Here is a 14,121-nt window from a genome sequence, read left to right on the forward strand (position 1 = left end):
GTAAGGCACACTAATACGATAGAAGTAGGTTTGAATATGGATTGATGAATTAAAAACAAAAAGGAAATAAAAATTTCGACCACCTCTATGTCAATAATAGTGTAAATGGTATGGTAAAAAAGTATAATGTTTGCGGTAAAAAGGTGTCTATAAACACCTGATTAACAGCTTATTTATATATAAGATGGTAAGCGAAATCGATTTCGTAATAAACAACAAAAACGATTTCACTTACTAAAAATTTTATATCAACTTAAATATACATTTTCATGAAAAACATAATCAAACAAATAAAATGGGTATTGGTTACACTATTAATTTTTGGTGCGACTTTAAATACTATAGCCCAAGAACAAAACTGGCTTTCTGTATCAGGAAATAAATTAATTGATTCTGAAGAAAAAGAAGTACGGTTAACAGGTGTTAACTGGTTTGGTTTTGAAACGTCTTTATATAGTCCTCATGGGATTTGGACCAGAGATATGAAAAGTGTACTCCAGCAAATAAAAGATTTAGGATTTAATACGATTAGAGTACCTTGGTGTAACGAGATGCTTAATCCCGGATCTACGATCAATATAAATTCATTTGGAACGGATCCATATACAGGAATTTCTCCAATGAACGAAGAAGAATCAAAATTAACGAAACCCATAGAACTAATGGATGTTATGGTACAATGGTGTCAGGATAATGATATCAAAATAGTACTGGATAATCATTCGAGAGCTGCCGATGGTTTTCTTGACGAAGCGCTTTGGTATACAAATCAGTATTCTGAGAATCGCTGGATCGATGATTGGGTATTTATAGCAGAACGATATAAAGATTTTTCGGCCGTGGTTGCTATGGATTTAAATAACGAACCTCACGGATCTACTTGGGGGAATAGCAATCCGGCAACAGATTGGAATAAAGCTGCAGAACGATGTGGAAATGCCATTTTAGAAGTCAACCCTAATGTATTGATTATTGTTGAAGGTGTTGGTGAATTCGAAGGAAATTCTTACTGGTGGGGTGGCCAATTGATGGGGGCTAGAAAATACCCGGTACAACTTTCTAATCCCAATAAATTAATGTATTCTGCTCACGAGTATGGACCAGAAGTATTTAATCAAGATTGGTTTGGAGCAGCTAATTTCCCTCAAAATATGCCAGACATATGGCGAGAAAATTTTCATTACCTGTATGAAGAAGAGATTTCTCCATTATTTGCTGGAGAGTTTGGAATCAGAAACCAAGGAGCTTTTGGAGGAACTGCTTATACCTGGTTTACAGAGTGGATGAATTTTATGGGAGATATTTATTCCTGGACTTTCTGGACGATGAACCCTAATTCTGGGGATACAGGTGGGATTTTGAAAGATGATTGGTCTTCAGTGAACCAATGGAAGATGGATGTGCTACGACCTCATTTTGCACCATTGATTCCTAATATTATAGGAGGGAGTAGTAATTTGCCGCCAATAGCCAGATTTACGAATGATGTGTCTTCTGGAGATGCGCCATTAACAATTCAGTTTGATGCATCGGATTCTTCAGACCCTGATAATGATCCGCTAGCATACTCATGGGATTTTGGAGATGGAGCAACAGCAACCGGGGACATCACTTCACATACATTTACCAGTGCAGGAAGCTATACCGTGACTTTGATCGTTTCGGATACTGCTGGGAATAGTAGTACATCGACCGACACGATTATTGTTACGAGACCAGGAAATAGCGATCCATGTGATTTTGGAGCTCCATTACCGAATCCATTACCAAGTATTGCAAATGCAACGTATACCAAGGTTCATATATTTGGAACCAATGGTCCTAATCTAAGCAATATGGCTAGTTTTGATATAAATTGGGACTTACCCAATAATGGCTTATGGCAGTTGTCCATGAATACTACGAATGGAATTCCTAATTGGTGGAATGATTTAAAAAGTAAGATAACAAGTCAAAATCTAAATACTTCAAACCCTTCGATTACTCTTTCTGGAACAGGTATTCCTAATCTGGATGATTCGTATTATGTAACTTTGGATGACCAGAATTTTGCTCTTGTTTCTAAAAGTAGAAACGTTACTATACATTTTAGTAATAGCGATGTAGCACCCATTTGTGAAGAAGTCAAAGGGAAAAAAGCATTTAATCAGTTAGAAGTCTATACTTTCCCTAATCCGGTTTTAGACAAAATTATAATTCAGGGACAACCCTCTATGAATGGTTTACCGATCTATATTGTAGATGTTAAAGGAAAAGTTATAAAAAACAGTACTTTAAATCCCATTTTTGGCATAACGAAGATAGATGTTTCTGAATGCACCCCTGGGTTGTATTTTGTAAAAATCCCTTATGAAAAAGGAATAATTACTAAGCAAATTATTAAGAGATAGTACTCTAAACAAATTAATACAATATATTATTTAACATGTTAAATCTATAGTCCTGTTTAAAGCTAGGTTTTAGGTTTTAAAACTATTGAAAGAAGTGCTAACAGTGCCAGTTAATGCATAAGCACTTGTTAACCAATGCATAAAGACTGCCTGAGAAATATTTTTTTGTGGTCTTTATTTGTAATATAATAAGAGTAAGTTATTTTTTCAATTATGGAGATTTGAATTTTTGTAAGGAAAAGATTATTGGCAACTGGTTTCTTTAGTATTTATTTCTTTTTCTAACTGAGAAACTCTTTTCTATATTATACTTATAGAAGTCGTTCAAACTTTTAGAGTAAACGAAAAAAAATAGTTTAACACCTAAATTATCAGTAGGTTTTATTCAAAAAAGAAACAGGAATTATCATTGAGATTTTTACAATTCCCGTTTAGTGACCACGGAAGAATTATAAATATGATCCCGATAATGTTCTGTTTTGAAAATGAAAGCCAACAGAAATTATATTTCAACACCTTTTTTTTATACAAAAGAAAAACCAGCACTATCGTGCTGGCTTTCATTCATTCGTGACCCCGGAGGGATTCAAACCCCCAACCCTCAGAGCCGAAATCTGATGCGCTATTCAGTTGCGCCACGAGGCCATTTTCTTATATTAAGATAATTTACTTTTTACTATTGTAGAAATCGTTTTTCCATCTGCTTTTCCTGTTAATGCAGCATTTGCCATCCCCATTACTTTACCCATATCTTTCATTCCTTCTGCACCAGTCTTAGCAATAATATCTACTACTATTTTTTCAATCTCTGCTTCACCTAATTGTTCTGGCAAAAATTGCTCAATCACTTTTGCTTGAGCCAGTTCGGGTTCTGCCAAGTCATCACGTCCTTGTTCTGTAAAAATTGCAGCACTATCTTTACGTTGCTTAACCTGTTTTTGCAATAATTTTAATTCCTGATCTTCGGTGAGTTCTTCTTTTGCTCCACTCTCAGTCTGAGCTAATAAAATAGCTGATTTCACAGCACGCAATGATGTCAATGCATTAGTATCTTTAGCTTTCATAGCCTCTTTCATTGCAGTCATTACTTTTTGCTCTAAACTCATGATAATTGATTTTTTATCTTTGGATTGCGAAGATAAAAAATAAACCGATAATCTACTCCTAGATTATCGGTTTAGTTTAAATACTATCTCTATTTATAAATTCTAACGAAGTCTATACTTAACTCTTTGACATGCTCAAGGCAAGTGTAAACGAAATGCTAGAATTACATGTTTATACTTTATACAATATTATTGTTTTAATTATTATAGAAATTAGTCAACATTATCATGCAAAAAGGAATTGTTTTTGCGCAATTGTATATCATCATTACTATCAGTTCCTAAAGAAGTTCTTGATAGTCCAGAATCATCTGGTTTAGTATCTACATCTATTCCTGCTCTTTTATAGGCTGGTTCTTTTTCTATATCATCAATTTTAGAAGAGCTATTTCTAAACTTATAATTAAATTCTTTCATCTTAGCTCTACGTTCTGCTGCTCTGGCTTTTAAAGTCTCAGAAATAGGTTGATTAACAGGATCTACATCTTCTGTTTTTTCTGTTTCTGGAGTTGGATCTATAATTTTCTTTTCTAAAATAATCTCTTCATCTTCCTCTTCCATAACTTCTGCCGGTTGTGCTTCAGTTAATCGCTTTTCTTCTTCCATATAATCCTCTAAGCTATACTTACGCACTCCTTCAGATGCAGTTTCTCCAACAGGAACCACTTCTATTGCGTCATTAACTTCTAAATCGAGAATATCATCACTTAGGTCAAAAACAATAGGTTGTTCTTCTTCCTCTTCTATTTTTTGTTCATTAGAAGTAGCATTTGGCGTCTGTACAGATTCTTCTTCGTTTCCTCCTACAGGCATATCAAATGCTAATGCAAATTGATCTTCTTTCTCTTCTTCAGCATTTACTTCTTTTTCATCATTAACTTCTATTTGTTTAATAATATCCTGTGCATTAATAATCACAAAATCATTATCTGAAGAAAACGCATCTACTACTTCGTAGGATACATCAATATTTTTTAGCAGATCTGTTGTAGGGATCAATAGGGAATCTTCATCTACTTCTTCATCTTCAATTAATTCGTGCTTTATAATTGATGGTTCTTCTACTTCCTTTTTCTTTGGTAAAGGAGAACGCATAGGAGTAACATTTCCTGTAGACTTAGGAGATAAGTCTTGTATTGCCGAACGTTGTTCGTCCTCTAGAGTATGAATTATTTTCTTAGTTTCAGTATTAACAATTTCATCTTGTTGTTCTACATCAAATCCAGTAGCAATAACTGTTACAGAGATTGCATCTTCTAGAGATTCATCTTCACCAACTCCCATAATGATATTAGCTCCGTGACCAGCTTCTTGTTGTATATGATCATTAATTTCACCAATCTCATCAATAGTAATCTCTTCTTTACCAGATACAATTAGCAGGAGTACATTTTTAGCACCGGTAATTTTATTATCATTAAGCAAAGGAGAATCTAATGCTTTAACAATAGCATCATGAGCACGTTTATTACCTGAGGCATTAGCAGACCCCATAATAGCTGTACCACTATTGCTTAGTACTGTTTTTGCATCTCGTAAATCTATATTTTGTGTATAGTGATGTGTAATAACTTCTGCTATACCTCGAGATGCGGTTGCAAGAACTTCATCTGCCTTAGAAAAGCCAGCTTTAAATCCTAAATTACCATAAACTTCTCTTAGCTTATTATTATTAATAACAACTAAAGAATCTACATGAGCACGAAGTTTTTCTACTCCCAATTGCGCTTGTTCATTACGCATACGACCTTCGAACTGAAAAGGAATTGTAACAATTCCAACAGTTAAAATATCTAACTCCTTTGCCATTTTGGCAATAATAGGAGCAGCTCCCGTACCGGTTCCTCCACCCATACCAGCCGTGATAAAGATCATTTTGGTATTGGTATCCAACATTGTTTTTATCTCCTCATAGCTTTCTACCGCAGATTGCTCACCCACTTCTGGATTTGCTCCTGCACCCAATCCTTCGGTTAGTGAAACTCCTAACTGTATTTTATTAGGTATTGGGCTGTTTTCTAATGCTTGAGCATCTGTATTACAAATGACAAAATCAACTCCTTTAATTCCTTGCTGGAACATGTGATTAATGGCATTACTACCTCCTCCTCCTACTCCAATAACTTTAATTACATTAGATTGATTTTTTGGTAAATCAAACGAAATGTTTTCGAACTCCTCATTTTTACTCATAATTGCTAATTTTCTGGTTCTCCTACTGTATCTTTATATATTTTCACTGTTCAAAAAATGAACATTACTTAATCTTCTAACTATTCTGCATTATCTAAGAATTCCTTAAATTTCTCTGTCCATTTCTCTAGAATATTCTTCCTTGGTTTTAGATCAACTCTTGGATCTTCTTCTTCAATAGTGATATCATCATCTATAGTTGCTGTTTCAGGTTGTCGTTTTGATTGAACGCTTACAACAGGTTCTTTTTCACTTATTTTCTTTTGTTTCTTAATATGTATTAATCCGTCCATTACTAATCCTACAGCAGTAGCATACATAGGGCTTGTAGTTTCTGAATCGCTATTCCCTGCGAGGTGTTCATTAGGATATCCTATTCGGGTATCCATACCTGTAATATATTCTACAAGCTGCTTAAGGTGATTAAGCTGTGACCCTCCTCCTGTTAATACAATTCCTGCAATTAATTTCTTCTTAGGGGATTCATGTCCATAATTTTTGATCTCTAAAAAAACCTGCTCTACAATTTCGACTACTCGTGCATGAATAATCTTAGAAAGGTTTTTTAAAGTGATCTCTTTAGGCTCTCTTCCTCTTAATCCAGGAATTGAAACAATTTCATTATCCTTATTTTCTCCTGGCCAAGCAGATCCAAATTTTATTTTTAGTAATTCTGCTTGTTTTTCGATGATTGAGCATCCTTCTTTGATATCTTCTGTTATCACATTACCTCCAAAAGGTATTACTGCTGTATGACGAATAATCCCATCTTTAAAAATGGCTAAATCTGTTGTACCTCCCCCTATATCAATTAGTGCAACTCCTGCTTCTTTTTCTTCCTGGCTTAGCACTGCATTAGCGGATGCTAATGGTTCTAAAGTTACATCTGATAATTCTAATCCTGCACTTTTCACACATCGCCCTATATTACGAATAGAAGTCACTTGTCCCACTACTACATGAAAATTAGCTTCTAATCTTCCCCCATACATACCCACCGGTTCTTTTATTTCGGCTTGACCATCGACTTTATATTCCTGAGGTAATACATGTAAAATCTCCTCGCCAGGTAACATCACTAATTTATGTACCTGATTGCATAATTTGTCTATATCATCTTCATCTATTACAGCATCTGCATTAGGCCTGGTGATATAATCGCTATGTTGTAAACTACGAATGTGCTGACCTGCAATCCCAACCGTCACATCATTAATTTTTAATCCTGAAACACTTTCTGCTTCCTGAATTGCTTGTTGTATTGATTGAATTGTTTGTGTTATGTTATTAACCACACCACGGTGTACGCCCAAACTTTTGGATTTGCCAATTCCCAATACCTCCATCTTTCCGTACTCATTATATTTCCCTACCATGGCAACAATCTTAGTTGTCCCTATGTCTAGTCCTACCGCTATTTCATTTACTTCTCTTTCCATATTGGTATTATTTTATTGTACACACCACTTGATTACTAAATTGCAAACTGACTTTTTTATATTTTTCAAGACTTTTATCTCTTAGTGCTTTTTGATAAAATGCTTTAAAGTTCCTTATCTTATTATCTAAATTCTCTATTTTTCCAAAAACCAATTTAAACGAGTACACTCGCAACTCTAGTTCATAATTCCCTTCGACATTAAGGTAAATCCCTACAACGTGTTTTTTTAAAAATTCATCTTCCTGAATTTTTTTTAATAAAGGAAAAATCTGAATAACTTCTCGTTCTGATACATTATGTACTATTGGCACATGAGCCGAATAACTATCAGACAAAGGCATCGTATTTCCCGTAACATCAACATAAAAAGGAGTAACCGCATTAACCCTAGCAATTGGGGTGCGTTGCTTGATTCTCGCCCTAAGTTCTCCATTTACAGTAAGATACACATCAGAATGTTCAATCATTTTATGTGCATCGAGCTTTTGTTCTACAGTATTCAAAACTAAAATTTCTTTCCCCACGCTCGTAACTCTATCCTGATTTTGTATTAACAATTTATTAACCGTTATTTCATTTACGTAAGGATCTTGTTCTTCAATAAATTCTATAAGCACTTCACTAATCTTTCGTTGCTCATTACGTTTGCTGGCAAAAGCAAAAAGAACTACCATTAAAATAAGCAGGCCACTAAATTTTAAATATGTCAAAATCTTTCTTTTCATACTAACAAAGCTTCCTTTATACGATATACTTCTTCTCCGATATCTCCTGCCCCAATAGTTAATACTACCTCGGCATTACTACCTACTATTGCTTCAATTAAATTATCTTTTTGTATTAGTTTTTTATCTTTTGCATCTATCATGTTTAACAACCAATCCGAGGTCACTCCAGCTATCGGCAATTCTCTTGCCGGATAGATATCCAAAAGCAGTAATTGGTCAAACTGACTAAGACTCTGCGCAAAATCTGAAGCAAAATCTCTGGTTCTACTATATAAATGTGGCTGAAAAACAGCTAGTATCTTTTTATCAGGATGCATCTCCCTTACTGCCTGATGCAGCGCATTAATCTCTGTGGGATGGTGTGCATAATCATCTACATACACCAGGTCATCTGTTTTAATCTGATAACTAAATCTTCTTTGCACACCTTTAAAAGAAAATAAAGCCTTTGCCAAAGGTCCGGTCGGGGAGCCGTAAAGCATCGCTATAGCAAAGGCTGTAATAGCATTTAACAAGTTGTGTCTACCTGGCAGGTTTAAATGCAAATCTTTAATACGTTTATGTGGTGTTTTTAAATCAAAAACATAGGTTCCATTATCTATTTTTATATTTTGAGCACAGTAATCTGAGTCATCTTCGATTCCAAAAGTGATACCCGAAAGGGGCAACCCATTACGAACCAAAAGATGATCCTTTGCTCTTGAAGAAAATTCGATAAAAGATTCCTCTAATGCATTGGCCTTTTCATAAATATCCAAATGATCTGCATCCATCGAAGTAATCCCAGCTATATCAGGATATAGTTGCAAAAATGATCTATCAAATTCATCAGCCTCTACTACAACTACTTCATTTCCTTCTAATACCAGGTTAGAATTATAATTTTCGCTTATCCCTCCTAAAAAAGCAGTCACTTTTGCTCCGCTTTCTTTAAGTAAATGTGCAAGAATTGCGGTCGTCGTCGTCTTGCCATGCGTTCCTGCCACTGCAAGTGTATATGTATCTTTTGTAATAATTCCTAAAACTTCTGCCCTCTTCTTGATCAAAAATCCATTGTTCTTTACATACACATACTCTTTATGATTTTTTGGGATAGCAGGAGTATATACGATTAGCGTATTCTCAATATTCAAAAATGTCTTAGGAATATGATCAATGCTATCTTCAAAATGAATTGGAATTTCTAATGCTATTAGATCAGAAGTAATTTGACTAGGAGTCTTATCATACCCAGCTACATTTTTACCTAGGAATTTAAAATATCGGGCAAGAGCACTCATACCGATACCACCGATACCGATAAAATATATATTCTGTATGTTCTCTAAACCTTTGTTCATTATATACCTCTAATTTCTTGCTGCTCTATTTTGCATTAATTTTTCAATCTCGTCTACTATATCCGAAGTGGCATTGGGTAACGCCAATTTTTTTATTCCTTCGGAAAGTTTAATTTGCACATCTTCAGAATCCAATAATTCTGAAATTGTATCCTGAAACTTGTTATCTAATTCGCTCTCCTTTAACATTACAGCCCCGTCTTTATCTACAATTGCCTTTGCATTTTTGGTTTGATGATCTTCGGCTACATTTGGCGAAGGGATAAACAATGTTGGTTTAGCAACAATACATAGTTCTGAAACTGAACTTGCACCTGCTCTTGATATAATAATATCTGCTGCTGCGTATGCCAAATCCATAGTATCCAAAAATTCATGTACTTGTACATGCGTTTGATCCGTATATCCTTTATAATCTGAATAATACAACTTGCCACATTGCCAGAGTAACTGAACTTCTTTTCCTGCAAAAAAACCAAGTTCTTTTTCGATTAATTGATTAACTCTTCTTGCCCCAAGACTCCCGCCAATAATCAAAACCGTTTTCTTTTCTGGATCAAGGGCATATTTTGCAATTGCCTGATCTCTTTTTTCTTCAGTTTTTAGTAAATCCTGACGAACAGGATTTCCTGTTTTTATAATTTTACTTTTCGGAAAAAACTTTTCCATATTATCATAAGCAACACAAATCTTATGTGCTCCTTTTGACAACCATTTATTGGTAATTCCCGGAAAAGAATTTTGCTCTTGAAGTACCGTTGGAATCTTTCTAGAATTTGCCATTTTTAATAATGGCCCACTTGCAAATCCCCCAGTTCCTATAACCACATCAGGGTTAAATTTTTTTATAATTTTTCTGGATTTCCATAGACTACTTAACAACTTTATCGGAAACAATAAATTACTCAACGTTAGTTTTCTTTGAATACCACTAATCCACAATCCTACAATTTCATATCCAGCTTGCGGTACTTTTTGCATCTCCATACGATCCTTTGCTCCTACAAACAAAATAGAAGTATCTGGATACCTCTCACTTATTTCATTAGCAATAGCTATCGCAGGATAGATATGTCCTCCTGTGCCTCCTCCTGATAATATGATTCTTAGCTTTTTGCTCATAAAACTTCACTCAAAACCTCTAAAGGGTCTTCTTCTTTTTCTTTTATTCGTTCTTCTGCTATACTTGTTTCTCTTTTACTACTTACACTTAATACAATACCAATCGCCAGGCAGGTCATCCAAATTGATGTTCCACCACTACTAATAAGCGGAAGTGTTTGTCCTGTTACCGGAAATAACTCTACAGCAACAGCCATATTTATAAATGCCTGAAAAACAATAGGCAACCCAACACCCATAACCAACAACTTACCAAAAATATCTGCACTTTTATGAGCTACAATCACTAATCTGAGTAACAATAATATGTATAACAACATTAGAAATACTCCTCCTACAAAACCCCATTCTTCAATAATAATTGCATAAATAAAATCTGATGATGACTGTGGCAAAAAGTTTCTCTGTACACTTTTGCCGGGACCTGTGCCAATAACTCCTCCCCTTGCAATTGCAATTTTTGCGCGTTCTATCTGATAATCTTCTTGAGTATCCTTATTATCTGTAAAGTTTTCTATTCTACTCACCCAAGTATCTACCCTATTTGGGAAAACTCCTGGAAATGCTTTTGCAAACAAAATAAAAAAGGTAAGTATCAAAAGTCCGGACCCTAAGATCACCGAGATATATTTTAGTGGGTATCCGCCCAGGAATACCAAAACAATAACCATTGAAAATATGATCGCTGCAGTAGAAAAATTAGCAGGTAAGATCAACATTAACACCAAAAATACAGGTAACCACAATGGCAATAATGTTTCTTTAAAGGTAACAGCTTTATCTTTAATTTTTGAAAGATATCTAGCTACATAAGCCATTAAAACTACCGCTGCCAGAGTAGAAGGCTGAAAACCTACACCAACAAATGGCAAGCGAATCCATCTACTTGCGTTTGTTCCCCCACCTGTTGTATTCTGTGCCAATGTGATTAATAATAATATGATCACCATCGGTATCATGATAATAGAAAGTCCTTTGAAATAATGGTGAGGTATCTTATGCACACCATACATTATCAAAAAGCCTAAAACGAGATGCGCAAAATGTTTAACCAAAAAACTAAAAGTATCTCCATCACCTCCATACAAATACGCTAAATTACTACTAGCACTATATACAGGTAGGAACGAAAACAATGCCAACAAAGCTGCTACCGCCCAGATCGCCTTATCCCCTTTTATATTTGCTAATACTTTAGTCATTCTTACTATTAATTTTTTGTGTTTTTTATTACAATTCTCTTACTGCTTCTTTAAATTGCCTTCCTCTTTCTTCGTAGTTTTTAAATAAATCAAAACTTGCACATGCTGGAGATAACAACACATTTTCATTTCTCTCAGCTATTTTATATGCTATATTTACAGCTTCTTTCATTGATTGTGTTTCCACAATATTATCAACACAATTTCCAAATGCATTAATAATCTTGGAGTTATCTACTCCTAAACAAATAATAGCTTTTACTTTTTCATTAACCAGCGAATACAATTCTGTGTAGTCATTTCCTTTATCTACTCCACCAACAATCCAAACAGTTGCCGATTTCATAGCGTCCAAAGCATAAAACGTAGCATTTACATTTGTTGCCTTAGAATCATTAATGTATTGTACATTATTAATTTTCAACACGCTTTCTAGTCTATGCTCTACTCCATGAAAGTTTTCCAGACATTCTCTAATGGTTGCTTTTCTAATTTTTAACAATTGTGATACTGTAGCGGCGGCCATAGCGTTTTTCACATTGTGATTTCCTTTTAATGCTAAATTTGTTGTTGGCATGATTACTTTGTTGTTATCTATTATTATTGTTATGTTTTCTTCTTCTAAATACGCTCCATTTTCTACCTTTTTGGTCAATGAAAAAGGCAACAATCTTGAACGAACGGGATGTTGTTTTAAATATTCTGTTATTACTGTATCGTCTGCATCATAAATGAAATAATCATTTTCATTTTGATTCATTGCAATTCTGAATTTTGACGCTATATAGTTCTCAAACTGGTATTCATATCGATCCAAATGATCCGGAGTAACATTAGTAAGAACAGCAATATGAGGAGCAAAATCCTTTATCCCATCTAGCTGAAAACTACTTAGCTCAAGCACATAAAAAGGAGCATCATTTTCTGCTACTTGTTTTGCAAAACTATCTCCTATATTACCAGCCATATTAACTTCTAAACCGCCATGCTTAAGCACATAATGCGTTAGCATTGTAGTTGTAGTCTTTCCATTACTCCCGGTAATACCAACAATCTGAGCGGTTGTATATTTTGCAGCGAATTCTATCTCAGACACTACAGGAATTCTTTTTTTAAGTAGCTTCACTATTAATGCTACTTTATCAGGAATTCCAGGACTTTTCATAACAACATCTGCATTTAGAATTTTAATTTCTGTATGCTGTTGTTCTTCCCATTCGATTTCAAAATTTCTAAGAACTTCTTTATATTGATCTGTAATTATTCCTTTATCTGAAACAAAAACATCGAATCCTTCTTTTTTACCCAGAATAGCTGTTCCTACCCCACTCTCTCCTCCTCCTAACACTACTAGTCTTTTCATGTTATCGCACTTTAAGCGTAATCACTGCTATGATCGCCATAAAAATGCCGACAATCCAAAATCTTGTAACGATCTTACTTTCATGTATTCCTTTTTTTTGATAGTGATGATGCAATGGAGACATTAGAAATATTCTTCTTCCTTCTCCATGTCTTTTTTTGGTATATTTAAACCAGCTTACCTGCATCATTACTGATACGGTTTCAATAAAAAAGATGCCACATAAAATTGGTATCAAAAATTCTTTACGTATTGCGATTGCAATTACTGCTATTATTCCTCCTATAGTAAGACTACCTGTATCTCCCATAAACACTTGAGCCGGGTAAGTATTATACCACAAAAACCCTACTAGCGCTCCTGCAAATGCAGTAATATAGATGGTCATTTCTCCAGATTTTGGGATATACATCACATTGAGATAATCTGAAAAAATGATATTACCCGACACCCATGCAAAAAGAGCTAATGTTAGCACCATTATTGCAGACGAACCTGCTGCAAGACCATCAATCCCATCAGTAAGGTTAGCTCCATTTGATACTGCCGTAACAATAAAAATGACAATGGGTATAAAAATTAACCAAGCATATTTTTCCATTTCGGGACTAATCCAGGTTATCAAATCTGAATAGTCAAACTCATTGTTCTTAAAAAAAGGTATCGTAGTTTTTGTAGATTTCATAGCCGGATTAAAATCGGATACCTCTTCTCCTGCATTTACAATTTGCTCTGTTTCTGATTTTACCTTTTCTTCTTTGATGGTAATATCATTATGAAAATACATTGTACATCCCACAATAAGTCCAAGCCCAACTTGTCCTATTATCTTAAATTTTCCTGCCAGGCCTTCTTTATCTTTTCTTTTTATTTTTAAGTAATCATCCGTAAAACCTATAACTCCCATCCATAATGTAGTAATGATCAATAAGATTACATATATATTGTCAAGTTTAGCAAACAATAGTACAGGAACCAGAGTTGCCAGAATAATAATAATTCCTCCCATGGTTGGAGTACCAGCTTTTTCGGCTTGACCATCCAGACCAAGCTCACGAATACTTTCTCCCATCTGTTTCTTTCTAAGAAAATTTATGATTCGTTTACCATAAATTGTAGAGATCAATAGCGATAAAATAATTGCCATTGCTGCCCTAAAAGTGATAAACTGAAACAACGTCGCCCCGGGGAACTGGTATTCGCTTTCCAAATATTCGAATAGATAGTATAACATAG

At 34.6% G+C, this 14,121-nt stretch carries 10 protein-coding genes and 1 tRNA gene; 1 reads left to right on the top strand and 10 read right to left on the bottom strand.

The window, feature by feature from the left end; all coding sequences use genetic code 11:
- Window positions 1–269: 269 nt before the first annotated feature.
- The gene (locus DG435_RS21000) at window positions 270–2,390 is read left to right on the top strand and encodes a cellulase family glycosylhydrolase (RefSeq protein ID WP_106791487.1); all 2,121 of its coding nucleotides are present in this window, start codon (window positions 270–272) and stop codon (window positions 2,388–2,390) included.
- Window positions 2,391–2,961: 571 nt separating this feature from the next.
- On the opposite strand, the gene DG435_RS21005 is transcribed toward DG435_RS21000, so the two are convergent.
- The 10 genes from DG435_RS21005 to mraY all read right to left on the bottom strand — a co-directional run bounded on the left by DG435_RS21005 (window position 2,962) and on the right by mraY (window position 14,119).
- Window positions 2,962–3,035, bottom strand: a tRNA-Arg gene (locus DG435_RS21005).
- Window positions 3,036–3,046: 11 nt separating this feature from the next.
- A complete protein-coding gene (locus DG435_RS21010; RefSeq protein ID WP_106791486.1) occupies window positions 3,047–3,496 on the bottom strand; it encodes a GatB/YqeY domain-containing protein in 450 nt (149 codons plus the stop codon).
- A gap of 213 nt (window positions 3,497–3,709) precedes the next feature.
- A complete protein-coding gene (ftsZ, locus tag DG435_RS21015; protein ID WP_106791485.1) occupies window positions 3,710–5,689 on the bottom strand; it encodes a cell division protein FtsZ in 1,980 nt (659 codons plus the stop codon).
- Between the two features lie 80 nt (window positions 5,690–5,769).
- Window positions 5,770–7,128, bottom strand: a complete 1,359-nt coding sequence (ftsA, locus tag DG435_RS21020; RefSeq protein WP_106791484.1) for a cell division protein FtsA — start codon at window positions 7,126–7,128, stop codon at window positions 5,770–5,772.
- Between the two features lie 7 nt (window positions 7,129–7,135).
- Window positions 7,136–7,855, bottom strand: a complete 720-nt coding sequence (locus DG435_RS21025; RefSeq protein WP_106791483.1) for a cell division protein FtsQ/DivIB — start codon at window positions 7,853–7,855, stop codon at window positions 7,136–7,138.
- A complete protein-coding gene (gene murC, locus DG435_RS21030; RefSeq protein WP_106791482.1) occupies window positions 7,852–9,198 on the bottom strand; it encodes a UDP-N-acetylmuramate--L-alanine ligase in 1,347 nt (448 codons plus the stop codon). The genes DG435_RS21025 and murC overlap by 4 nt, the downstream gene beginning before the upstream one ends.
- Window positions 9,199–9,207: 9 nt before the next feature.
- Window positions 9,208–10,320, bottom strand: a complete 1,113-nt coding sequence (gene murG / locus DG435_RS21035; protein ID WP_106791481.1) for an undecaprenyldiphospho-muramoylpentapeptide beta-N-acetylglucosaminyltransferase — start codon at window positions 10,318–10,320, stop codon at window positions 9,208–9,210.
- Window positions 10,317–11,522, bottom strand: a complete 1,206-nt coding sequence (locus DG435_RS21040) for an FtsW/RodA/SpoVE family cell cycle protein (RefSeq protein WP_106791480.1) — start codon at window positions 11,520–11,522, stop codon at window positions 10,317–10,319. Before DG435_RS21040 ends, murG begins: the two co-directional genes overlap by 4 nt.
- Window positions 11,523–11,550: 28 nt before the next feature.
- On the bottom strand, window positions 11,551–12,885 hold the full coding sequence (gene murD / locus DG435_RS21045) for a UDP-N-acetylmuramoyl-L-alanine--D-glutamate ligase (RefSeq protein WP_106791479.1): 1,335 nt from the start codon (window positions 12,883–12,885) through the stop codon (window positions 11,551–11,553).
- A 1-nt stretch (window position 12,886) separates the two neighbouring features.
- Complete coding sequence (gene mraY, locus DG435_RS21050) at window positions 12,887–14,119, bottom strand: phospho-N-acetylmuramoyl-pentapeptide-transferase (protein ID WP_106791478.1); 1,233 nt, start codon at window positions 14,117–14,119, stop codon at window positions 12,887–12,889.
- Between the last annotated feature and the right edge of the window lie 2 nt (window positions 14,120–14,121).

It is taken from the genome of Aquimarina sp. Aq78 (assembly GCF_900299525.1).
In the GTDB taxonomy this organism is placed as follows: domain Bacteria; phylum Bacteroidota; class Bacteroidia; order Flavobacteriales; family Flavobacteriaceae; genus Aquimarina.

Excerpts from the sequence above, each read along its gene's own strand:
- DG435_RS21000 (WP_106791487.1), top strand. The coding sequence starts at position 270 with ATGAAAAACATAATCAAACAAATAAAATGGGTATTGGTTACACTATTA.
- DG435_RS21010 (WP_106791486.1), bottom strand. The coding sequence starts at position 3,496 with ATGAGTTTAGAGCAAAAAGTAATGACTGCAATGAAAGAGGCTATGAAA.
- ftsZ (WP_106791485.1), bottom strand. The coding sequence starts at position 5,689 with ATGAGTAAAAATGAGGAGTTCGAAAACATTTCGTTTGATTTACCAAAA.
- ftsA (WP_106791484.1), bottom strand. The coding sequence starts at position 7,128 with ATGGAAAGAGAAGTAAATGAAATAGCGGTAGGACTAGACATAGGGACA.
- DG435_RS21025 (WP_106791483.1), bottom strand. The coding sequence starts at position 7,855 with ATGAAAAGAAAGATTTTGACATATTTAAAATTTAGTGGCCTGCTTATT.
- murC (WP_106791482.1), bottom strand. The coding sequence starts at position 9,198 with ATGAACAAAGGTTTAGAGAACATACAGAATATATATTTTATCGGTATC.
- murG (WP_106791481.1), bottom strand. The coding sequence starts at position 10,320 with ATGAGCAAAAAGCTAAGAATCATATTATCAGGAGGAGGCACAGGAGGA.
- DG435_RS21040 (WP_106791480.1), bottom strand. The coding sequence starts at position 11,522 with ATGACTAAAGTATTAGCAAATATAAAAGGGGATAAGGCGATCTGGGCG.
- murD (WP_106791479.1), bottom strand. The coding sequence starts at position 12,885 with ATGAAAAGACTAGTAGTGTTAGGAGGAGGAGAGAGTGGGGTAGGAACA.
- mraY (WP_106791478.1), bottom strand. The coding sequence starts at position 14,119 with ATGTTATACTATCTATTCGAATATTTGGAAAGCGAATACCAGTTCCCC.